The organism is Vibrio sp. 10N.261.51.C6 (genome assembly GCF_041471785.1).
Taxonomy (GTDB): domain Bacteria; phylum Pseudomonadota; class Gammaproteobacteria; order Enterobacterales; family Vibrionaceae; genus Vibrio; species Vibrio crassostreae_C.
Window position 1 is genome coordinate 64,468 of record NZ_JBFRPB010000069.1, and the last position, 21,856, is coordinate 86,323.

The 21,856-nt window shown below is 44.4% G+C and carries 20 protein-coding genes; 4 read left to right on the forward strand and 16 right to left on the reverse strand.

What is annotated here, in order from left to right:
- Nucleotides 1-19: 19 nt before the first annotated feature.
- The 4 genes from modC to AB4375_RS18675 are packed head-to-tail and all read right to left on the reverse strand — an operon-like array spanning nucleotide 20 to nucleotide 4,103.
- Nucleotides 20-1,126, reverse strand: a complete 1,107-nt coding sequence (modC, locus tag AB4375_RS18660) for a molybdenum ABC transporter ATP-binding protein ModC (RefSeq protein WP_372052279.1) — start codon at nucleotides 1,124-1,126, stop codon at nucleotides 20-22.
- Nucleotides 1,123-1,821, reverse strand: coding sequence for a molybdate ABC transporter permease subunit (gene modB / locus AB4375_RS18665; RefSeq protein WP_017060110.1), 699 nt, complete (start codon nucleotides 1,819-1,821; stop codon nucleotides 1,123-1,125). Before modB ends, modC begins: the two co-directional genes overlap by 4 nt.
- Nucleotides 1,822-2,580, reverse strand: coding sequence for a molybdate ABC transporter substrate-binding protein (gene modA / locus AB4375_RS18670; protein ID WP_372052280.1), 759 nt, complete (start codon nucleotides 2,578-2,580; stop codon nucleotides 1,822-1,824).
- Between the two features lie 56 nt (nucleotides 2,581-2,636).
- Nucleotides 2,637-4,103, reverse strand: a complete 1,467-nt coding sequence (locus AB4375_RS18675) for a cobyric acid synthase (RefSeq protein ID WP_372052282.1) — start codon at nucleotides 4,101-4,103, stop codon at nucleotides 2,637-2,639.
- 287 nt (nucleotides 4,104-4,390) lie between these two features.
- Between AB4375_RS18675 and AB4375_RS18680 the strand changes: the two genes are divergently transcribed.
- Entirely contained in the window at nucleotides 4,391-4,783 is a 393-nt protein-coding gene (locus AB4375_RS18680) for a YgiW/YdeI family stress tolerance OB fold protein (protein WP_017064574.1), read from the forward strand.
- 98 nt (nucleotides 4,784-4,881) lie between these two features.
- The gene (locus AB4375_RS18685; protein WP_017069094.1) at nucleotides 4,882-5,406 is read left to right on the forward strand and encodes a hypothetical protein; all 525 of its coding nucleotides are present in this window, start codon (nucleotides 4,882-4,884) and stop codon (nucleotides 5,404-5,406) included.
- A gap of 137 nt (nucleotides 5,407-5,543) precedes the next feature.
- On the opposite strand, the gene AB4375_RS18690 is transcribed toward AB4375_RS18685, so the two are convergent.
- The 5 genes from AB4375_RS18690 to nrdD all read right to left on the reverse strand — a co-directional run bounded on the left by AB4375_RS18690 (nucleotide 5,544) and on the right by nrdD (nucleotide 12,367).
- On the reverse strand, nucleotides 5,544-7,151 hold the full coding sequence (locus AB4375_RS18690) for an ABC-F family ATPase (RefSeq protein ID WP_372052283.1): 1,608 nt from the start codon (nucleotides 7,149-7,151) through the stop codon (nucleotides 5,544-5,546).
- A 324-nt stretch (nucleotides 7,152-7,475) separates the two neighbouring features.
- Nucleotides 7,476-8,162 (reverse strand): ATP-dependent zinc protease, encoded by a 687-nt coding sequence (locus tag AB4375_RS18695; protein WP_229647504.1) that lies wholly within the window; start codon nucleotides 8,160-8,162, stop codon nucleotides 7,476-7,478.
- A gap of 11 nt (nucleotides 8,163-8,173) precedes the next feature.
- The gene (locus AB4375_RS18700; RefSeq protein WP_017064572.1) at nucleotides 8,174-9,358 is read right to left on the reverse strand and encodes an amino acid aminotransferase; all 1,185 of its coding nucleotides are present in this window, start codon (nucleotides 9,356-9,358) and stop codon (nucleotides 8,174-8,176) included.
- Between the two features lie 265 nt (nucleotides 9,359-9,623).
- Complete coding sequence (nrdG, locus tag AB4375_RS18705) at nucleotides 9,624-10,091, reverse strand: anaerobic ribonucleoside-triphosphate reductase-activating protein (RefSeq protein WP_372052284.1); 468 nt, start codon at nucleotides 10,089-10,091, stop codon at nucleotides 9,624-9,626.
- Between the two features lie 155 nt (nucleotides 10,092-10,246).
- A complete protein-coding gene (nrdD, locus tag AB4375_RS18710) occupies nucleotides 10,247-12,367 on the reverse strand; it encodes an anaerobic ribonucleoside-triphosphate reductase (protein WP_102394372.1) in 2,121 nt (706 codons plus the stop codon).
- 303 nt (nucleotides 12,368-12,670) lie between these two features.
- Here nrdD and AB4375_RS18715 point away from each other — a divergent pair, with 303 nt between their 5' ends.
- Nucleotides 12,671-13,546 carry an endonuclease/exonuclease/phosphatase family protein gene (locus AB4375_RS18715; protein ID WP_017064569.1) on the forward strand — a complete coding sequence of 292 codons (876 nt, stop codon included), beginning with the start codon at nucleotides 12,671-12,673 and terminating at the stop codon, nucleotides 13,544-13,546.
- A 163-nt stretch (nucleotides 13,547-13,709) separates the two neighbouring features.
- Here the strand turns inward: AB4375_RS18715 and AB4375_RS18720 are convergent, their stop codons facing one another.
- From AB4375_RS18720 to AB4375_RS18740, 5 genes are all read right to left on the reverse strand, one after another.
- Nucleotides 13,710-14,141, reverse strand: coding sequence for a YeeE/YedE family protein (locus AB4375_RS18720; protein ID WP_016787649.1), 432 nt, complete (start codon nucleotides 14,139-14,141; stop codon nucleotides 13,710-13,712).
- Nucleotides 14,141-14,602, reverse strand: coding sequence for a YeeE/YedE family protein (locus AB4375_RS18725; protein WP_010429747.1), 462 nt, complete (start codon nucleotides 14,600-14,602; stop codon nucleotides 14,141-14,143). The genes AB4375_RS18720 and AB4375_RS18725 overlap by 1 nt, the downstream gene beginning before the upstream one ends.
- A 202-nt stretch (nucleotides 14,603-14,804) precedes the next feature.
- Nucleotides 14,805-16,037, reverse strand: coding sequence for a glycosyltransferase (locus AB4375_RS18730; RefSeq protein WP_372052285.1), 1,233 nt, complete (start codon nucleotides 16,035-16,037; stop codon nucleotides 14,805-14,807).
- 97 nt (nucleotides 16,038-16,134) lie between these two features.
- Nucleotides 16,135-16,599 carry a GNAT family N-acetyltransferase gene (locus AB4375_RS18735; RefSeq protein ID WP_029235379.1) on the reverse strand — a complete coding sequence of 155 codons (465 nt, stop codon included), beginning with the start codon at nucleotides 16,597-16,599 and terminating at the stop codon, nucleotides 16,135-16,137.
- Between the two features lie 22 nt (nucleotides 16,600-16,621).
- Nucleotides 16,622-17,719, reverse strand: a complete 1,098-nt coding sequence (locus AB4375_RS18740; protein ID WP_017060124.1) for a ketoacyl-ACP synthase III — start codon at nucleotides 17,717-17,719, stop codon at nucleotides 16,622-16,624.
- Nucleotides 17,720-17,841: 122 nt separating this feature from the next.
- Here AB4375_RS18740 and trxC point away from each other — a divergent pair, with 122 nt between their 5' ends.
- Nucleotides 17,842-18,276: a thioredoxin TrxC gene (trxC, locus tag AB4375_RS18745; RefSeq protein ID WP_017060125.1), complete on the forward strand. Its 435-nt coding sequence runs from the start codon at nucleotides 17,842-17,844 to the stop codon at nucleotides 18,274-18,276.
- A gap of 102 nt (nucleotides 18,277-18,378) precedes the next feature.
- Here the strand turns inward: trxC and AB4375_RS18750 are convergent, their stop codons facing one another.
- Nucleotides 18,379-20,058, reverse strand: a complete 1,680-nt coding sequence (locus AB4375_RS18750) for a GMC family oxidoreductase (protein ID WP_372052287.1) — start codon at nucleotides 20,056-20,058, stop codon at nucleotides 18,379-18,381.
- The gene (locus AB4375_RS18755) at nucleotides 20,051-21,655 is read right to left on the reverse strand and encodes a long-chain fatty acid--CoA ligase (RefSeq protein WP_372052288.1); all 1,605 of its coding nucleotides are present in this window, start codon (nucleotides 21,653-21,655) and stop codon (nucleotides 20,051-20,053) included. Before AB4375_RS18755 ends, AB4375_RS18750 begins: the two co-directional genes overlap by 8 nt.
- Nucleotides 21,656-21,856 lie beyond the last annotated feature (201 nt).

Below are 21,856 nucleotides of genomic sequence, written 5' to 3' on the forward strand. Positions count from 1 at the left end.
AAAACTGACCTTGTCAGGTTTAATGCGTTACCGCGATATCTCTTTGAGCGACACTCACACCTTTAATTTGAGCGTAAACACGCTGCCCGATTTCTAGATTTAACTCATCCAGCGCCCACAATGTAATGGTTGCCCATAGGTAGCACCCAGACTCTAACTCTAGCTCGACCTCGACACTCTGCTTATTTGTGCCTTGTTGGTGCGTCTCTACGCTTTTAATGGTGACAGGAAGGATGTTACGTATAGAAGTCCCTTTCGGCCGTTCTAGCGTGATAGAGACATCATTTGCCCTAACTTGCAGCCTCACTGTCGTACCAAGCTCACTCGATACTTTCTGAACCCATAACGACGTCGACTTTCCTAGCATCAGGCGAGACAGCGCATAATCGTCATTGTGTTCCGCTAATGTCGCTTCAAACAACGAGCTTTGCTCTGAGAAAGATTGCCAAGGTTGCATGGCTCTCGATGCCCACACCTCTTCCGTCACACCCGACGAAATCACTTTGCCTTGGTCAATAATCACAAGGTGATTTGCCAAGCGTAAAATTTCATTTAGGCTATGAGTGACATAGATGATCGGTATTTGGACGGTTTCGGATAAGTTTTCCAGAAATGGCATCACTTCGCGCTTACGAGGCAAGTCGAGAGACGCTAAAGGCTCATCCATCAACAAAATGCTCGGCTTTGATAACAAAGCGCGGCCAATCGCCACACGTTGCTTCTCACCGCCAGACAAACGAGCTGGGTATCGGTCAAGCAATGAACCCAAAGACAACAGCGAGACTATTTGCTCAAATTGCGCTTGATCGACGCTTTTCATACCGTATTTAAGGTTCGCTGCCACCTTCATATGTGGAAACAATCGCGACTCTTGGAACACATAACCGACGTTGCGTTTGTGAGTCGGCAAATTAATGCCATTTTCACTATCGAACAGTGTGATTCCAGATACGCTGATCAGACCTTTATCGGGCTGTTTAAGGCCACTGATTGCATTGATAAGTGAGGTTTTACCCGCGCCAGAACGACCAAAAATTGCCGTAATGCCGCTACTTGGTAATTCCAAGTCGATATCAAAGAACGTTTCACCAAGTTGTTGTTGATATTGGAGGATCAAAGCACTCATGCATTGCCTCCCAAGCGTTGTGCTGACTTTTTGTTGAGCCACTCAGATAGCATCAATGAACCCAGCGCTATCACAATAGAAATGACACACAAACGCGCGGCTTCCATTTCAGCGCCAGGGGTTTCAATAAAAGTATACATAGCCAAAGGAATGGTTTGAGTTTCACCGGGAATATTTGAAACGAAGCTGATGGTCGCGCCAAACTCCCCTAGGCTTCTTGCGAATGAAAGCATGGTGCCGGTAATGACCCCTGGGATCATCAAGGGTAAAGTGATCGTGAAAAACACACGAAGAGGTGAAGCGCCTAATGTAGCAGCCGCCTCTTCAAGCTTACTGTCTACGGTTTCTAGGCTCAATCTAATAGAGCGAACCATCAGCGGCAACGCCACAACCACACAAGCGAGTGCCGCACCCTTCCAGCTAAAGCTGAATACAATACCAAACACGTCATTGAGCCACGAACCTATGATACCTTGCCTGCCCATCATCACTAGCAGTAAATAGCCAATAACCACAGGTGGAAGTACCAAAGGTAAATGGACAATACTCTCAACAATGCTCTTACCTACAAATTGTTTCTTAGCAAGTAGCCATGCTAAGCCAATACCGATAGGGATAAGCCATAAGATTGCAAACCCAGCGACTTTTAAGCTCAGCATTAAGGCTTGGTATTCGTATTCCGATAAATACATCATTTAACGCACTTCAAATCCAAAACTGTTCAAGGTGTCTTTCGCTTTTTCGCTCTTTAGGAAAGTATAGAACTCTTCTGCCACAACTTTATCACTCAACTTCGCTACAGGGTAACGTATTGGTGTGTGCAGATCTGATGGGAAGGTCGACACTAGGTTTACTTCTTTAGAAAGCAACGCATCCGTTTTGTAGACAATGCCAAGCTTAGCTTCACTGCGCTCGACTAAGGCTAAGGCCATACGAACATTGTTACTTGGTGCCAATCGAGTTTTCACATCGTCCCATACACCTAACGTTTCTAACGCTTCTTTTGCATAGATACCAGCAGGAACCGACATGGTGTTACCCACTGCAAGCCTTTCATTAGTAAGCAGTTTAGCCCATTGTTCACCTTTTGATAGGTCTAACGTTACCGATGCCTCTTTAGGAGCAATCAGCACCAGTTCGTTTTCACATAGGTTTGTGACATTGTCACTATAAGCAAATTTACGATCGACTAAATGCGTCATCCATTTCTCATTTGCCGAGATAAAAATGTCTGCTGGTGCTCCTCTTTCGATTTGTCGCACCAAAGACGACGTACTCGCGTACACAGGAATCACATCGACAGAATGGTCTTTCTCAAACTCTTCAACCAACAGATTAACCGCATTGGTCATCGACGATGCAGCGTAAACTCGTAGCTTTTCCGCAGCAAAAAGATGACTAGAACTCAATGCCGAAGTTAAAGCCATGGTTAAAAGGAAGACTCGCTTTTTCATTGTTATCACTTATCTATTGTTCGTTTAAGTTCTTTAGCTAACTTCTAAATGGCGGCTTAAGCTGTTAACTCTGGCCAAAGCAGATCAAGATTTAAGTACTCTTCGATGGCATCAGCGATTCGATTAATACCCAGCTCTTTAAGCTGTTCGTGGTCAATCGCGGTCACATCGTTGGCACCTGCCCATTCGCAAATAAGCGACAACGCATCACTGTTGTCGAATACGCCATGCAAGTAAGTACCAAAAATCGAGTTATCTTGATTCACAGCGCCATCTAGGCTGCCAGATTCTAACTGAACCGGTAAGGCTGTTTCTTTGACATCAGTCCTACCTACGTGGATTTCATACCCTTTTACTTGTGCTGTTTTGCCATCCAGCGTCATGGTGCCGCGTACGTTGGTTAAGGTTTTCTGCTGTGTAAGGGTCGTTTCAGTATCGAGATACCCTAACCCTTCGCTGCTGCCGGGTTCCCCTTCAACGCCATCAGGATCGTGGATGATGTTACCTAACATTTGGTAGCCACCGCAGATACCCATCACTTTGCCGCCTAAGCGCAGGTGGCGTTGAATATCTTTATCCCAGCCTTGTTCTTTTAGGTAATCCAAATCTGCTCTTACCGACTTTGTACCCGGCAAGATAATTAAATCAGCATTGTTTACACGTTCGCCTTTACCGACATAACGTAAATCAATCGAAGGATTCAATCTTAACGCGTCAAAGTCTGTATGGTTGCTGATTCGGGTTAGCACTGGCACCGCCACCTTAAGCTTAGCTTCTCCGTCAGACTCTTGAGCAGAGGTAATGGCATCTTCCGCTTCTAAGTTAAAACCATGCAGATATGGCAAAACACCAATGACTGGCTTGCCGGTTTTTTCCTCTAGCCAATCTAGGCCAGATTGAAGCAGTGCGATATCGCCTCTAAAACGATTTATCACAAAGCCTTTTACACGAGCTTGTTCAGATTCAGACAATAGAGCTAATGTCCCGTAGAGATGCGCAAAAACGCCACCACGGTCAATATCAGCAACGATGATCACAGGGATGTCCGCTTTCTCAGCAAATCCCATGTTAGCGATATCATTTTCACGAAGATTGATTTCGGCTGGGCTCCCCGCACCTTCAATCATCACGCTTTCATATTCTTCAGAAAGTCGGTCAAACGAATCGATAACTGTATCCATCGCCACTTTCTTGTAATCATGATAACCCGTCGCTTCCATGTTGCTCAGCGCTCGGCCTTGCAGAATCACTTGCGCGCCGGTATCTGAATTAGGCTTTAACAATACAGGGTTCATGTGAACGGTTGGCTCTATATTACAAGCTTGCGCCTGAACCGCTTGAGCGCGACCAATTTCGCCACCATCTTTTGTCACAGCACTGTTTAACGCCATGTTCTGTGGCTTAAAAGGTGCCACTTTGATTCCTTTCCTTGCCAAAACACGGCATAAACCTGCCACCAAAACACTTTTTCCGGCATCTGACGTTGTCCCTTGAACCATAAGGGCACTTAATGGTGCTCGCATTTGTACTTAAATCCTTAATTTCTTAATTTCTTAATTTCTTAATTTATAGCTATGGGCAATCTCTCTCTGCCTCCATCTTATCGTCATTGCCGAGTAGATGCTCAATAAAATGAATGGAAAATGAATGTGTTACTCACTCTGGATTCAACCCCAGTGTTGTTTAATAGCTCCATCGAAACAAAGCTTGTGAACGATAACAGGCGACTAAACAAAAAACGTACTAACGAAAAGAAACGTTTCAAATTCAGAAAAACGTTTCTACTAAAAACAACATTAAGGGATTCACCATGAAAAAAACTGTATTAGCTATCGCATCTACTATTATCCTTGCTCCTACTTTCGCAATGGCTAGTGACCACAACAGCAATAATAATGTCAACAGCAAGCACGAAAGCGCTATTGCTTATACTGGCCCAATTGAAACCGTTTCTGTTGCGACACTACTTGCGGACACAAGCATGTTCGCAGAGCAAGAAGCAATTGTGGATGGCAAGATCGTTCGTCAACTTAAGAATGACACGTTTGTCTTCTCTGATGGCCAGAGTGAAATTCAAATCGAACTTGATGATGATATCCGCCTAGCACAACCACTGACCGCTGATACAAAAGTTCGTATCTTCGGTGAATATGAAGGTGGTAAGACACCTGAAATCGAAGTGGACCACATCCAGGTTCTATAAGCGATTAATATAAAAATACCGACTTCAAATAATTGGCCTGCATATTGCAGGCTTTTTTGTATTATACTGCCGCAAAATACAATTTATATGGAGTCACCATGCTAAGTTGCACGAATAAGACTGTCCTTTTAGGACTCGCTGCACTTTGTTCATTCTCTGCGTCTGCAAACAACTTTAACTACAACACATTCGAGCTGCGCATGGGTACTAGCCCAAGTACTTTCGGTGGTGAAGTCACAACAATGTTCACTCAGAACTCTCATTTTGTTGCTCGTATCGATTCAGAATTTGAAAGTGATTGGGATGCAGCGGTAGGTATGGGATTCAACGGCCCAATCAGTCAATTTGCTGACGTTACTGGCCAAATGTTACTGCACAACATTGAACGGAATGACGATAACCACATCAAAACAGAAATTAACCTTGGCTTGAGAGCTTGGTTAATGGCAAACGTTGAAGTTAACGCACGCCTTGGTCAACTGATCGACAACGATGACACTCGTTCAATTTTGGGTATCGGTGCTCGTTTCCATTCAACTGATCAACTGTCTGTTGGTCTTGATATGCGCAATAACGGCACATATGGCCACCAAATCTTAATGTCGGCTCGATTCGGATTCTAATCTAGATTTCAATTACTGAGTAATAAATAGCTAAACGTATTACATAGAAAAGCCCCGAACATATTAATGTTCGGGGCTTTTTTGTTTGTTAGTTTCGCTGGCTTTTAGTCGTTCACGACCTGAGCCAGCGACTTGCTTTATAAGCTAACCATCAGCATCTTTTTCTGGTGATCCAAGTACTCTTCATAAGTACCTTGGAAGCTCACTAGCTGTTGATCTTTTACATCGATGATGTGTGTTGCTAATGAAGAAACGAACTCTCGGTCATGGCTTACGAAGATAAGCGTGCCAGTGTAAACCTTCAACGCGTCGTTCAGGGCTTGGATTGCTTCCATGTCCATGTGGTTGGTTGGTTCGTCCATTACAAGCACGTTGATGTCTTGCATCATTAGCTTGCCGAATAACAGACGGTTCTTCTCACCACCAGAACAGTTACGCGCTTTTTTGTTCGCATCGTCAGCAGTAAACAATAGGCGACCTAGAATGCCACGTACCATAAGGTCATCGTGCTTCACTGTGCGCCATTGTGAGATCCAATCGAAGATGCTCAGGTCGTTATCAAAGTCAGACGTACTATCTTGTGGGCAGTAGCCTACAGATGCGTTTTCAGACCATTTTACGATACCTTCGTTTTGCTCTAGCTCTTGAACTAGGCAACGTAGCAGCGTGGTTTTACCTACACCGTTCTCACCGATAACCGCAAGACGAGTACCCGCTTCAAGCAGCAAGTTACCACCGGCAAACAATGTTTCGCCATCGAAGCCGTGACCAAGGTCTTGAAGTTCAAGCGCTTGACGGTGTAGTTTCTTACCTTCGCCAAAATCAATAGATGGGCTCATACGGCTCGATGATTTCACTTCATCAAGCGTGATCTTATCCATTTTCTTGGCACGAGAGCTTGCTTGTTTTGCTTTAGATGCGTTAGCACCAAAACGGTTTACGAAATCTTGAAGCTCGCTGATTTCAGCCGCTTTCTTAGCGTTGCTTGCTAAAAGCTGTTCACGAATCAAGCCAGATGCTTCTAGGAAGTACTCGTAGTTACCAGGGTAGACACGTAGCTCACCGTAGTCGATGTCTGCCATGTGTGTACACACAGAGTTCAGGAAGTGTCTATCGTGCGAAATGATGATCATTGTACATTTACGCTGGTTTAGCTCTTCAGCAAGCCAGTTGATCGTGTGAATGTCCAAGTTGTTGGTTGGTTCATCAAGAAGCAGGATATCTGGGTTTGCAAACAGAGCTTGTGCCAATAGCACACGCAGTTTCCAACCTGGAGCTACTTGCTGCATCAAGCCGAAATGGAACTCTTCTTCAATACCCGCTTGAATTAGGATGTCGCCAGCACGGCTTTCTGCTGTGTAGCCATCCATTTCCGCGAATTCACTTTCAAGTTCTGCGACTTTCATGCCGTCGTCTTCGCTCATTTCTGGCAAAGAGTAAATGCGGTCACGTTCTTGTTTTACTTCCCAAAGTTTTCTGTCGCCCATGATCACAACGTCGATAACGCTGTGCTGTTCGAAAGCGAACTGATCTTGGCTTAGCACACCCAGCTTTTCTCCTGGAGTGATAGAAACGTTGCCCGAGCTTGGCGTTAATGCGCCACTTAGGATTTTCATGAACGTTGATTTGCCGCAACCATTAGCGCCGATCAAACCATAACGGTTGCCGTTACCAAATTTAGCAGAGATGTTTTCAAACAGCGGCTCTGCGCCAAATTGCATTGTGATGTTCGCGGTAGATATCAAAGAACTAATTCCTAAGCGTGTACTGACAGATAATTATTAGGCTATTTCAAGAACCTAAATAAGAAGTACGAAAGTATGGATTAAATAAAAATCGAAGCGCGGATTATATAGAGATCTCGATCACGTTGTCGAGGCTAAACAGTAAACGAATAGTAAACATAGACCATTTAGATGCTTTTCATACGTTATGGGGTGTAAATAAAAAAATCCCCACCAGCAGAACTGGTAGGGATTTCATTTATCAACACTAAAAGTCTTTTAAGCTCGTCACCTTTGAAACTATAGCTCTTCAAAACGAAAAGCTTTGATGACGAGCAGAACTTGTTATTTAGTAATTTTCTTCTGAACGTATTTTTTGCTCACGTCGACAACCGCAACATCTCTAAAGAAGCTTCTACCCAACAGAAGTGGGAAAGAAAGATGCGTTCGGTCGGCTAGCGTAAATTCAGTTTTGTCTTTTAGATCGCCAATTTGAATCGAAGCTACAACCACAGCGCGTCGTTGTGTGCCTTCTGCGCTTGATTGCTTGATCTTAACCCAGCGTTCTACTGGTAAGCTGATCTCTTCAGTTGTAATTCCGTCGTGTTCAATCTTGAACTTAACCCAGTCTTTGCCGTCACGTTCAAAATCAACAATATCAACTGCACTGATTGAAGAGGTTGTTGCACCGGTATCGACACGTGCTTTAAACGCTTCTTTTAAACCAGGAACAAACACCCACTCTTCTTCACCAAGAATCAGTTTGCCATCACTTGTTTTTCTAACCTTCTCTACTGGTTTTTCAACAGGTGCAGGTTTTACTTCCGGCTCAGTTGGTTTTACTTCTTCAGGCTTCTCAGTAGGTTCCGTTACTTTCTCGCCTTCTGTAGCGTCAGTTTTTGAAGAGTCATCCACAACAGGTTGTTCGATTTGAGGCTTTTGCTCTGGCTCAACAGGAGTTTGAGTTGTAGCCGAACAAGCAAACAGGCCACCACTTAGCATTAAAACTACAATCGCTTTCCAATTATACATTCAGTCACCTTCTATTTTGAAACGTTTGCTATCGCTTTTGCTACATAAGGAATATGAGATTCGGAAAGGCCTGCGATATTGATGCGTCCATCACCAACACCATAGACTCCATATTCTTCACGTAATTGATTCATTTGAGTTTCTTTAAAGCCTAGTACACTAAACATGCCTTTATGGCTTTCAATGAAGTCAAATTGTGACGTGTTATAAGTATTTCGCAATTCATCACATAAACTTTGGCGCAGATTTAACAAACGTTGCTGCATTTCACTCAATTCTTGCTTCCAAATCGAGGTTAGCTCTTGATTCTGAAGAATTGTTTTAACCAAAGCTGCACCATGATCTGGCGGCATTGTGTAAGTTGAACGAGCAAGCGTTAGAAGCTTACCTTTAGCATTGCCAACGTGTTCGCTGTTTTTGCCAATCACGATAGCGGCACCCGTTCTTTCACGGTATAAACCGAAGTTCTTCGAGCAAGATGTCGTAATCAACATCTCTTCGACGTTGTTAGCCATGTGTTGAAGACCTTTTGCGTCTTCTTCTAAGCCATCACCAAAGCCTTGGTAAGCAATATCAACGAACGGCAAGAAGCCATTTTTCTGCGATAGTTTGGTAATTTCCTGCCACGCCTCAAAGTCGATATCCGCACCCGTTGGGTTATGACAGCAACCGTGCAGTAGTACCACATCTGATGGACCCGCTTTTGAAAGGTCATCCAACATTCTTGCAGTATCAACTTGCTTCGTTTCAGGACTGAAGTAATTGTAATATCGAACTTTTAAGCCTGCCGCTTCCATCACCGGTTTGTGGTTAACGTAGCTTGGGTTTGAAATCCAAACCGTGGTGTCTGGTTGAGAAACTTTCATTAAGTCACCCAACATGCGAAGTGCACCACTTGCACCCGGTGTTTGAATCGCAGCAACGCGATCCATTGCAGAAGTCCCTTTAAGCAGCAGATCAACCATGCTCTGGTTGAACTCTTCACAGCCTGCTAGGCCAACGTAAGCTTTGGTTTTCTGTGTTTCAACAACGATATCTTGAGCCTTAGAAACGGCTTTCATGATCGGAGTTTCGCCTTGGTCGTTTTTGTAAACGCCAATGCCTAAATCGACTTTATCAGTACGAGTATCGCCGCGGTAAGCAACAGAAAGAGATAGAATTGGATCTAAAGTTGGTTTTGGTAGATGTGAAAACATGAAAGTCACAACCCTTTGAAATTCAAGTAATGGCCTCCAAGTTATCATTTTATTTACAATTTAAGAAACAGAAATTCATCAAAGTTTTGATTTTTAGGAGATAACTCTAGTTGAGACTGGTGCAATCTAATATTCCCTATTCCATATAGTTCAATATTCAATCAATTTACAAATTTAGAACGTCATAAAATAAAAAAGCCTCAACAGAGAAGCTGAGGCTACTAATTTGCACTAATGTAGGTTGACGTTAACTAACGAAAGTCTACTAGAGTCGGAACCGATGAATAATTTGGTTTGAACTACCACGCCAATCCAACATTGGATCCGCTTTATCTTGTTCGAAACGACCGTCAATCAGGGTATCAACGTATTCCAATACTTGCTTCTGTTTATCATCCAGCTCATCGAGCTCATAGCCAGTCCACATCCAGATGTCTTTACCTTCACATTCTGCTTTTACACGCTGAACAAGCTTAAGCACTTCAGATACATTTGCAGGATGAAGAGGATCACCACCTGAAAGCGACAAGCCACGACGCTTGATTCGTGGATCATTGAGATCAGCGATAATGTGGTCTTGCAGCTCTTGAGTAAACAAATGCCCGGAGTCCAACCTTTGCGTTGATTGGTTATAACACCCGCGACACTGGTGTACACAACCCGACACAAACAAAGTGCAGCGTGTTCCAGGGCCATTTACAACGTCGATTGGGTGATATTGGTGATAATTCATAAGGCAGTATTGAAAACTCGTGATGGCTTAATGGTTTAACTCGAAAAGTAGCGAGAGTTGAAACAAATGAATTGGTATCGACATAGCGCCGATACCAAACATATTTCTTGAAACGTAGCTCTTCTAAGTAAGCTAGCTAATAATCTTAGAGCTTACTAAAGATGCTTCACGCGGCGTTTAACTTCTTCTTGCTTACCGAAGTTAAATGGTCGTGCATCTGGGCTACCAAGGTAACCACAAACACGGCGCGTCACCGATACTTTGGTTGAGTCATGGTTGCCACATTTAGGACACGTAAAGCCCTTACTTGTACAGTCGAACTCACCGTTGTAACCACATTCGTAACACTCATCAATCGGTGTGTTAGTGCCGTAGTAAGGAACACGTGTGTAGCTGTAATCCCATACGTTTTCTAGTGCTTCGATGTTCTTCTGCATGTTCGGGAATTCGCCGTAACAGATAAAACCACCGCTAGAAATTTCAGGATAAGGCATCTCGAAATCGATCTTGTCGTATGGGTTCACTGTCTTCTGCACATCTAAGTGGAAGCTGTTGGTGTAGTAACCACGGTCTGTCACACCATCAATCACACCAAATTCTTTGGTGTCGATGCTGCAGAAACGGCTACATAGGTTTTCACTTGGTGTGCCGTATAGGCTGAATGCGTAACCTGTCTCTTTCGTCCAAGATTCCACTTCACGCTTCATGTACTCCACCAGCTCAAGCGCTTTAGCACGCATTTCGCCATCGTCGTACAGGTGAACGTCAGTACCGTAAAGTGCTGTCATCGCTTCGTGGATACCAATGTAACCAAGAGAAACAGACGCGCGGCCGTTCTTGAAGATATCGGCAATAGAGTCGTCTGCTTTCAAGCGAACGCCACATGCACCTTCCATGTATAGGATTGGAGCAACACGTGCTTTCACGTTTTCTAGACGAGAAATACGAGTTTCTAATGCACGACGAGCCAGCTTGAGTTTATCATCAAGCAGTTCGTAGAACTTAGCCATATCTTGTTTTGCGTTAATCGCAATACGTGGCAAGTTCAAGCTAACAACACCTAAGTTGTTACGGCCTTCGTGAATCAACTCACCATTTTCTTCGTAAGTATTCAAGAAGCTACGACAACCCATAGGAGTTTTAAATGACCCTGTCACTTCTACTACTTTGTCGTAGTTAAGAATGTCTGGGTACATACGCTTAGACGCACACTCTAGCGCTAATTGCTTGATGTCGTAGTTTGGATCTTGCTTCTGGTGGTTCAAACCATCTTTGATCGCAAATACCAGTTTAGGGAACACGGCTGTTTTACGGTTCTTACCCAAACCTGCAATGCGGTTTTTCAAGATTGATTGCTGAATCAATTTCGAGCCCCAGCTTTCACCTAAACCAAAACCAAACGTCACGAATGGTGTTTGTCCATTAGCGGTGTGCAGCGTGTTTACTTCGTACTCCAGAGATTGGAACGCGTCGTAACACTCTTTCTCTGTGCGAGAGATAGCAAAAGCTTCTGGGCTATGAATGTCCCACTCTTTCGCTAGCGATAAGTGCTTCTCGTAGCTCGCCATAACGTAAGGTTCAAGAACCTCATCGATGCGGTTAATCGTTGTGCCGCCGTAGATGTGACTCGCCACTTGCGCGATGATCTGCGCGGTTACCGCTGTCGCCGTAGAAATAGACTTAGGTGTGTCGATTTCCGCGTTACCCATCTTGAAGCCATGCGTTAACATGCCTTTCAGATCGATAAGCATGCAGTTAAACATTGGGAAGAACGGTGCGTAGTCTAGATCGTGGTAGTGAATATCACCACATTCGTGAGCATGTACGATATCACGTGGCAAAATGTGAGTTTTCGCATAGTGTTTAGCCACGATACCCGCCAGCAGGTCACGCTGAGTTGGGATTACTTTGCCATCTTTGTTCGCGTTTTCATTGATTAGATCAACGTTGCTTTCTTCGATCAAACCTTCGATCTCACGAGTTAAAGCGCTTTGCTTCTCACGGGCGATGTCGCGGTCATGACGATATTCAATGTAGGCACGAGCCAGAGACTTGTATGGTCCCTGCATTAGCTCGTTCTCGACCATGGTTTGAATTTCAGAGATATGAACTTCATCGTAGTCTTCGAGCTTCAACTCAACTGCTAATGCCACATTCAGTGCATAAATAGCAATTTCCTTATCGGCTTTGTCTGATGCTGCTTCCACTGCAGCTTGGATGCGATCTCTACTGAATGGAGCTCTTGAGCCATCACGCTTGATTACGATTGATTTCACCACTTCTCCTTACTCTTGAGGTATTCACAGACTTATCCACAAACACACTATATAGAGCGATTTATCGTTTAACTAACACTAGATATTGTGGCGTATTTAACGAGAACCACCAACTTTGAGTATTGATTTGGATCAATAAAAAGAGAACGCTGACTAAGATCAATTCAATATTATTACGCTAGTTCTCAAGTCGAAAAGAAACAATGTAACAATAAAAAAACTCCTAAAAAGAGTTGAATTTTTGGTAAGTGTTGTAGGATAACGGCTCATCAATATTGGCAGACAAAATTAGGGATATTTGGCATGAAACGACTTCAAAACTGGATAATGTTAGGCTGCTTACTCAGTAGCCAGACATTTGCTGAACCTTTGACCATATCCAGTTGGAATATCGAATGGTTATCAACCAACGAGGCTGTGAATAAGTTTTCTGACAAACGTGATCAAGCTGATTTCGACAAACTCGCAACTTATTTTCAATCCTTAGACGCAGACGTGGTTGCGTTTCAAGAAGTCGATAACGTAAATGCCATTCAGCGTGTGGCTGGTGATCAATACAAGATATTGATGTCTGACCGGGCGCTATCTAAGAACAGCAACCGCCAATTTAAAGAAGTGAACCAATACACGGGATTTGCAGTTCGTAAAGGAGTAGCCCTCACCGACTACGCTGACTTTCCGCTTGAAACCACATCCAACAGTAAACTTAGGTTTGCCAGCTATATCGTCGTAGAAACAAACTTTAAACCCATTCACATGTTGTCTGTGCATTTAAAGGCAGGTTGTAGCGGAGCGTATAAGTCCAACCGCGATTGCTCTCGTTTAAAAGAGCAAGCTCAGCAACTGAACAAGTGGATAAAGCAAAGAGAGCGCAATAACGAAGACTACGCCATTCTTGGCGACTTTAACCATAACCTCGCTTACTCACGAGATTGGATGTGGAAAGAGTTATCACAATATACTGATGCGCAGTTAGCGACACGAAAGACCCGTGCAGATTGTAAGGTACGCTCTAACCGCAACAATTATCGCACACATCAGTTCCGCTCTGTTATTGATCATATTGTGGTGAGTGAGTCGCTAAATGCTTCTCCTGCAAAGCAGAAGGTATTTGAAACACAAGATGTTCTGGACTACAAACTCAGTGACCACTGCCCAGTTTCAACAACTATTAAATAGTAGATTTTAGATAACAGCAGATTGTAGATAACTGAAAATAATAGAAACAGTAAATATAGAAAGAGGCTGACTGACTTTCGTGCTGAAAGCGAGTCAACCTCTATGCTTGGTCAGCTCAGAACGGATAACGTCAAAGCCAATGTAATCAGCTATAAGCTTGCTACTAACACGTTTTGTTCATACGATCCGCCAGCCACATTCCCACCAGCATGCTTATCATAAACACCCACACCGTCGGGTTGCCGCCACTTAGGCTGGTTACCGCAGGGCCTGGGCAAAAGCCTGCAATCCCCCAGCCTAAGCCAAACGCTGTAGATCCAAGAATCAGCTTTCTGTCTATCAACGGATTGTTACGGCTATCTAACGGCTCGCCATTGATGGCTTTAGCGCGCTTTTTAATGACCAGATGATAAAACGGTGCAAAGACCAATAGCGCGCCACCCATGACGAATGCCAAACTAATGTCCCAGTTACCGGTAATGTCTAAGAAGCCGAGTACCTTCTCAGGATCAACCATCCCTGAGATGATCATGCCAGAGCCAAAAAGAATACCTGCGACCAAACCGATAACGATAGTAAATGAAGCGTTTTTCATTATGCCCCCAAGCCAGTCAGATTCTTGATAAACACGGTTACGATTGCCACACCCATAAATACACAGGTCGCAACAATAGAACGTTTAGATAAACGCGCCATTCCGACAATGCCATGCCCGCTAGTACAACCGTTCGCTGTTTTAGTACCAAAGCCCACCAGAAGGCCAGCAATAATCACTAAAGCGAGATTCATCTCTTCTAACTGCGGAAGTTGGTAGCCCGTCGGAATTAATAGCCAACCACTTGCGACCATTCCCACAACAAAGGCGATACGCCAGTGTTTTTCGGTGTTTGCTGTATCCGCATCTTTACGTTCTTTGTTGCTGGTGCCAGTTGGCAATAATCGGCTGACAATGCCACTAATGCCAGCAACTCGACCAATCCCCAACATTAAAACAATGGCCGACACGCCTAACAACATGCCGCCGAAAAAAGCATCCCAAGGAATCAAACTAAGCACAAACCTCTCCTATCCACAAACATCATAAACTCATAACAACCTATAAATTAGAGTTTACTAATAAATATAAATTAGTCAATGCTAATGTACTGCGAGTATGTGTCGTTTTGTAAGTCTGGAATTAACAAGCGCCCTGCATGAAAAAAGCCCCTAGGTGTTAACCTAAGGGCTTAAGATTTATTCTGTCTTTGGTAAAGAACAGCTATTTGACCTTGTTCTTCTCAGCAATCCATTGCGACATGTACTTCGTGCTCGCCATGCTGTGGTGTTTGAGCATCGAACCAAAGAAGTTATCCAGTCGATGAGATTCAAGATCCGACTCTAACGCAATCAATCGCTCAATCAATGTGTCGCTCAGTTTATTCTGCTCGTAGTGCGCTTCAAGGATTGAATGACATCGGCTTTGTGCCTTAAGCCACTTCTCTTCATCTTTATAAAGGGCAACTGCAGCTTCAACAAATTCGTCGATATCATCAGCAACCGCACCTGGCCATTGCAGTTCTCCTTGTGGCAACATGCCTTCGCTGCCGATTTCACTGGTCACGTTCGGAGTCTGTAGCTTCATCGCATCAAGTAACTTGCCTTTAATGCCTGCGCCAAATCGTAAAGGTGCAACACACACACGAGCCTGCTCCATCACTTCTTGAGCGTCTTTCGCCCAACCTTTGATATGGAAGCCAGTTTTAGGGTTATGCAAAGCGGTTGCTTTTGGCGGCGGATACGATCCATAAATATGAAGTTCAGTGTCAGGTAACTGTTTACGAATCTTCGGCCAAATCTTCTGTAGCTGAAGTACGGCATCCCAGTTCGGTGCGTGTCTAAAGTTGCCTATCGTCATGAAATGCTTACGTTCTTCAAAGCTTTTCGTGCTTTCAGGAAGCGTATTAAGATCAACCATGAACGGCAGATGATGAAGCAGTTTGGGATCGATATTGAACTCAGATTGAAGCAGTTCCATCTCGTAACTTGAAATGATCAACGAAAGATCACAGCGCAAAATCGCGGCAATTTCACGTTTAGCCAAGTCACTGTACAAGTGTGCTTTGGTCAGATCTGTTTCTTTCTTAACCGCTTCGTGTCGAGCATTACGCAGAAACTGTAAGTCTTCCGTATCCAGTAACTTAAAGGCATTCGGGCATACTTTCTCGACACGCCAACCAAACTGTTCTTCCATCATAAAACGGTCAAACATCACAACATCGGGCTGCAGCTCTTCAATGTAATCGTCAAAGCTATCGCAATTTAACTGTATAGATTGGCTTGTGATGCCCTCTTCAGAGAGATCAATCATGTGCTCGGTTTCTTGAGCGGGTGTTGCAAATTCAACTGACCAACCTTGTCTCTTAAATAGACGTAAAAGAGACATCATATGGCTGCCAGCCGCCGATGAATTCGGTTCTGGCCAAACGTAGCCAATTGCTAAAACTTTCTTCAAAATACTTCCTAAGAAATAACAAAAGGGCCACAGAAGCCCCTAATAAAACGTTAATCGAGTTATGCCGCTGATAATAATGGTTCTAAGAACTCAGCGATCAGATTCGTTCACCTACATTGCGAGCTATCATAAGCACTTCATCGGCTGAGTAAAAGTTTGAAATCGTGGTTTCGACTTGAGCGCCCAATGTCGACTGATAGAGCTTTTGTGCAAAGTTATCTGCTCTGGTGGTCACTAATACATGTTTTAGTGTCGAGCCCTGCTCTGATAGCTTCTGCTTCACTTGAGGCAAAGAGTCTAGAATCAGCTTTTTGCCCAATCCTTGCCCCTGAGCACTCGGTAACACAGCAAGTTGTTCTAGCTCCAAAACAGCTTCAGGCCTAAACCCACTCTTTTGAACCCAAATAATGTAGCCGACAATCTCGCCATCGCTTTCAGCAACAAAGTTAAGAAAGCGTGGCGCAGCATTTAAGTTACATTGTAACCAATTTTTTGAGTTTTGCTGTCGAACAAAAGTAGCTTGGTGAACTAAAGCCGCTCCATCGAGGTCGGCTTCTGTCATAAAACGAACTTGCGCCATGCTGCTACTCATTCTCAGAATTAGGACGCGTTTTACAGTGTAAAATGGCTCTCTCTAGAAGTTCTAATGCCGAGCTATCTGCTTCTGGAAGCTTAGCGTCCGATTGACCTAACGGATCAACACGGCTACCCCACTTAATATGGCCTGCCCCCCAAGTTAAACCGGCACCGAATGCCGCCACAAGGATGTTTGAGTTCGGTTTAACAAAGCCTTGCTCTAACGATTCACACAATGCAATTGGCACAGTCGCAGCCGACGTGTTGCCATAGTTTTGAATGTTCACAAACGCTTTCTCACGTTCAATGCCCGCCATATCACACAGAGTTTGAATAATTCGGATGTTCGCTTGGTGCGGAATCACAACATCTATGTTTTCAGTTGAGATGCCAGTGCGACTCAATACTGTATGTGCTGCAGCGCCCATTCCTTTCACTGCACGCTTGAAGATCTCTTTACCAACGAAATCAAAATCCCAGTAACCGTTATCAGCAGCAAAGCGGTCCATAGAAGTACCGAATTTTGGTACTGCTAGAATGTCACGGCCCTCTGCGTCACAACCGATTTGAGCTTCTTGTAAACCCACTTGCTCTTCAGTACGTGATAGAACCACAGCGCCAGCGCCATCACCGAATAGAACCGCAGTATCACGCTTGGTCCAGTCGATGAAGAATGAAAGACGCTCTGCACCCACAACGATCGCATTGCGGTAGTTGCCCGCTTGAATCAATCGAGTTGCGGTTTCAACACCGTAGATAAAGCCTGTACACGCTGCATTAAGGTCAAAAGCTGCTGCGCTCTTGATGCCTAAGTTCTGTTGAACTTTAGACGCGGTATTTGGAATAAGAGAGTCTGGACTGCACGTCGCTACGATCACAAGATCGATATCTTCGGCTGTTAAACCAGCACACGCCATTGCATGTTGAGCAGCAACGGTCGCTAGCTCAGAGGTATTTACATGACTGATACGACGATTTTCGATACCAGTTCGAGTACGAATCCACTCGTCAGACGTATCAATGAAAGTGCTTAAATCATCATTGGATAGCACGGCTGGTGGCAGACACTTTCCCCAGCCCGTAATTTCAGCGTAAAATTTTGTCATCATTTACCTGTTTATTGTTTGTTTTTATTTGAGTATCTTATTCTTGTTTTAAACAGTATAAGCGTTCCGTACATGATTCGTAAATCGCGTTAGGCACGGAGACGCAATAAAAAGAGAAAGTTATGTCTACATTCAACACACGTTGCCCTTCTTGCGGTGGCGTAAACCGAGTTCCTTCAGAAAGAATTTCAGAAAGCCCTACTTGTGGTAAGTGCAAAAACGCACTTCTAGACGGTGCACCAATCGAAGGTACGTCACTGAATTTCCAATCAATTTTGAACAGTTCACAGCCTGTCGTTGTCGATTTTTGGGCGACATGGTGCAACCCATGTGTAGGTTTCGCACCTGTATTTAGCGATGTTGCTAAAGAGCGCGCTGGCGATGTTCGATTTGTTAAAATTGATACCGAAGCTCAACAGCAACTGGCGGCTATGTATCAAATCAGAAGCATCCCAACGGTGATGGTGTTCAAGAACGGTCAACGTGTTGATACGATTAACGGTGCACTGCCAAAAGGTCAATTTGATCAGTGGCTTAATCAAGCACTAACTAAGTAATACTATTGGTTAAGCTATTGATTTAGCATTACTTAATTCTAAGTAAGCACACAAAAATAGGTTAGAGAGTCTTACCAAATCAAGACTATCTAACCTACTGTTTTATTTATGGTTATCACTTAACTTCTTGAATAAAACTACAGCTTCGCCTTTCGCTTGAATATTAGATTCTTGCTTGCCAAACCCGTATTGCTGTTTGATTTGATCTGCGACTTTCTCAGCAATCATAATGGTTGGTGCATTGGTGTTTGCCCCAATCAGTGTCGGCATCACAGAAGCATCAATGACTCTCAAATTATCCAATCCATAAACTTTGAGATCTTTATCTACCACAGCTAAAGAATCGCTACTAGGTCCCATTTTACAGGTCCCGATCGGGTGATACTGAGTGTCTGCACGATTGCGAATATCTTGCTCGATAGCCTTGTCATCACTGGCGTCCACAGGGTAGAAAGCATTGCCTCGGATATCATCAAACGCGGAACTCTCTAACATTTGATACTGCTTCTTCCAGCCCTTAATCATGATCTCCATGTCTTCAGGATGACTGAAAAACGCAGGGTCGATCTTTGGTGGATCGTAAGGATCAGAGCTATTGAGTGTCACGGTGCCATGGCTTTTTGGTCTCAGCAAGGTGACATGTGAGGTAAACCCATGACTAGTATGTATTTTTCTCGCATGGTCATCGACAACTGCCACGACAAATACAAACTCTAAATCTGGCACGGCGATATGATCTTCAGAACAAAGAAAACCAATGCCCTCAGCAAAGTTGCTGCTCATTTTCCCGCGACGCTCTTTGTGCCATAAGGGCACAGCTTTGGTCATTTCAGATGCCATTTGCAATGAAATACCGAACGTTTCGCGCTTTTCGCTACACTTATATGAGCGAACCAAGTCGATATGATCTTGCAGGTTCTTACCCACTCCCGGTAACTCATGAACTTGCTCGATGCCATGAACCGCCAACTCATCTTTAGAACCGACGCCCGATAGCAACAGCAACTGGGGAGACCCAAAAGCCCCAGCTGACAAAATGACTTCCTTGTTGCATCGGATCTGATAACGCTTGCCATTCGAGCCGTATTCAACCCCAACCGCTTTCTTACCTTCAAACAAGACCTTATGTGTGGTTGCTTTGGTCACCACGGTGAGATTTGGACGAGATAGATTTGGCGTCAAGTAGGCCTTAGCCGCACTACATCGTTCACCATTCAACTGAGTAACCTGAGTCGGCATTGCACCGAACTGAGCGGCACCGTTTATATCTTCATTGCGAGGGACACCAATCGATTCACACGCAGTCAAATAGCGCTCCAACATTGGGCTTGGCGACCTAAGGTTCGCCACATTCAGAGGACCGCCTTGGCCGTGATACTCATCTTGGTGGACTTCGTTATTCTCTGCTTTCTTAAAATAAGGTAAACACGATTTATAGTTCCAGCCAGCATTGCCCAAGCTTTCCCATGTGTCGTAGTCATAACGATGACCACGGGCGTACATCATGGCATTAATAGAGCTAGAACCACCGAGTGTCTTCCCCCTCGGCTGATAGCCCTTACGACCATTTAAGCCAGGTTGTTCTACGGTCTCGAAGGCCCAATTATTGAGTTTGGTTGGCATCATCGCCACCACGCCAACGGGTGTGTGAATGAATGGGCTGGTGTCTTTACCACCCGCTTCTAACAAGCAAACCGTCACATCAGGATCTTCCGACAGCCGAGAAGCCATCACACACCCAGCTGAACCACCGCCAACAATAATAAAATCATAACTATCCATTTGCCATCTCCGCTATTTCTAGTGGGTGTAACTCACGCTTCAAGATTTTTCCGGTTGCTGTCATGGGTAAGGCTTTACGAATGAATACCTTACGCGGGTATTTGTAGTCGGCGAGTTGCTCACGACACCATGCTATCAAGGCGGCACTATCACATTGCGTATGTTCGTGAAGAACCACATGCGCGTGGATCTCCTCGCCTAAATGTTCATGATGCTCGCCTACCACCGCGACCATTTCGACATCGGGGTGACACATCAACACTTCTTCGACTTCACGTGGATAAACGTTGTACCCACCACGAATAATCATGTCTTTAACACGGTCAACAATGAACAAATTGCCATGCTCATCGACGCGACCGATATCTCCCGTTAAGAACCAACCATCACGAATAGATTCAGCTGTCGCCTCTGGCCTTTGATAATAGCCTTTCATCACACTTGGGCTTTTAATGCAGACTTCGCCGAGTTCACCCATAGCGACAGAGTTGCCTTGTATATCAGTAATCTTGATGAGGTGGCCACATAAAGGCTGACCGACACTACCCGATAAACGATCGCCATCAATATGATTAAAGGTCGCAACCGGCGCCGTTTCCGAGAGCCTATAACCTTCTAAGACTGGTAATTCAAAACGAGATTCAAACTGTCGTATAACCTCAAGCGGCATAGAAGCACCGCCAGAAACACCTAACCTCAAGCTGTGTTTAACCTGTTCAGAGCGTTTGCTTGTGTTTTCTAAACTATCAGAAGACTCTTCTCCCGCCTTTAATAGCGCGATATACATAGTAGGAACACCCGCAAACACGCTGACTTTATGGCTAATGATCTGTTCAATAACCAATGACGGTTCAAAACGAGGAATCAACACCATGGTGGACCCTGTTAGCACACTCGCGTTCATCATCACCGTCTGACCGAAGCTATGGAATAAAGGCAGTGTAGCCATTGTGGTGTCGCTGTACTCCAATCTCATTAGATACTGTGACGACATCGCATTGGTTTGCATGTTGGTGTGGGAAAGCTCAGCCCCTTTTGGTTGACCCGTCGTGCCAGAGGTATAAAGGATCACAGCGGTATCATCGCCATGACAAGCCACAGACTCAAAAGGAGTAAAAGGTTGTGCCAACCAATCAGCGATTGATTCATGCTCCTCATTACTTTCTAAAGTAGTGTCTGTGTTTGTTGGGATAGGCATCTCGACAAAGTGTTCACAGTGGTTTGCCTGCTCAAAACCTTGTAAACCATAGCGACCAATTGGAAGCTCTTCACTGCCGTCAAAACATAAATAGGCCTTCGCGTTAGAGTCATTAAGGTGATAAGCGATCTCTCTGGCCTTGAATAGCACGTTCAAAGGCACGACTACACAACCCGCTTTTAGAATCCCGTAATAGGCTATCGGAAAGTAAGTCACGTTCGGGCATGACAACGCTACCTTATCTCCGTTCTGCAACCCAAGTCTTTTCAAGTTAGCAGCCACGTTTCCAGAAAGTTGTTCTAACTGAGAAAAACTGATTTCATCCGATCCCATACGCAGAGCGGCTTTAGTTGGAAAAAGCGAAGCGCTACGCTCCAAATTAACAGCAAGATTGTGCATCCATGATCTCCTTGTGCGGCTTAGACCTGTTTGTGACGGTCACCGTAGACGTTCTAATCGTTGTAATAAGTCTCTTTCTTGTCATCACGAGCCTGCACATTGGTGTGTCATGTAGATAAGAGTCGTTATTGAGCAAAATGTTTGAGACGCTCCAATGTGCAGCCCAATAAATAACAACATTTCGATAACATTTCGAACAGG

Excerpts from the sequence above, each read along its gene's own strand:
- AB4375_RS18755 (WP_372052288.1), bottom strand. The coding sequence starts at position 21,655 with ATGCACAATCTTGCTGTTAATTTGGAGCGTAGCGCTTCGCTTTTTCCA.
- AB4375_RS18685 (WP_017069094.1), top strand. The coding sequence starts at position 4,882 with ATGCTAAGTTGCACGAATAAGACTGTCCTTTTAGGACTCGCTGCACTT.
- AB4375_RS18675 (WP_372052282.1), bottom strand. The coding sequence starts at position 4,103 with ATGCGAGCACCATTAAGTGCCCTTATGGTTCAAGGGACAACGTCAGAT.
- AB4375_RS18740 (WP_017060124.1), bottom strand. The coding sequence starts at position 17,719 with ATGACAAAATTTTACGCTGAAATTACGGGCTGGGGAAAGTGTCTGCCA.
- modA (WP_372052280.1), bottom strand. The coding sequence starts at position 2,580 with ATGAAAAAGCGAGTCTTCCTTTTAACCATGGCTTTAACTTCGGCATTG.
- trxC (WP_017060125.1), top strand. The coding sequence starts at position 17,842 with ATGTCTACATTCAACACACGTTGCCCTTCTTGCGGTGGCGTAAACCGA.
- AB4375_RS18695 (WP_229647504.1), bottom strand. The coding sequence starts at position 8,162 with ATGTATAATTGGAAAGCGATTGTAGTTTTAATGCTAAGTGGTGGCCTG.
- modC (WP_372052279.1), bottom strand. The coding sequence starts at position 1,126 with ATGAGTGCTTTGATCCTCCAATATCAACAACAACTTGGTGAAACGTTC.
- AB4375_RS18715 (WP_017064569.1), top strand. The coding sequence starts at position 12,671 with ATGAAACGACTTCAAAACTGGATAATGTTAGGCTGCTTACTCAGTAGC.
- modB (WP_017060110.1), bottom strand. The coding sequence starts at position 1,821 with ATGATGTATTTATCGGAATACGAATACCAAGCCTTAATGCTGAGCTTA.
- nrdG (WP_372052284.1), bottom strand. The coding sequence starts at position 10,091 with ATGAATTATCACCAATATCACCCAATCGACGTTGTAAATGGCCCTGGA.
- AB4375_RS18700 (WP_017064572.1), bottom strand. The coding sequence starts at position 9,358 with ATGTTTTCACATCTACCAAAACCAACTTTAGATCCAATTCTATCTCTT.
- AB4375_RS18735 (WP_029235379.1), bottom strand. The coding sequence starts at position 16,599 with ATGACAGAAGCCGACCTCGATGGAGCGGCTTTAGTTCACCAAGCTACT.
- AB4375_RS18680 (WP_017064574.1), top strand. The coding sequence starts at position 4,391 with ATGAAAAAAACTGTATTAGCTATCGCATCTACTATTATCCTTGCTCCT.
- AB4375_RS18750 (WP_372052287.1), bottom strand. The coding sequence starts at position 20,058 with ATGGATAGTTATGATTTTATTATTGTTGGCGGTGGTTCAGCTGGGTGT.
- AB4375_RS18720 (WP_016787649.1), bottom strand. The coding sequence starts at position 14,141 with ATGAAAAACGCTTCATTTACTATCGTTATCGGTTTGGTCGCAGGTATT.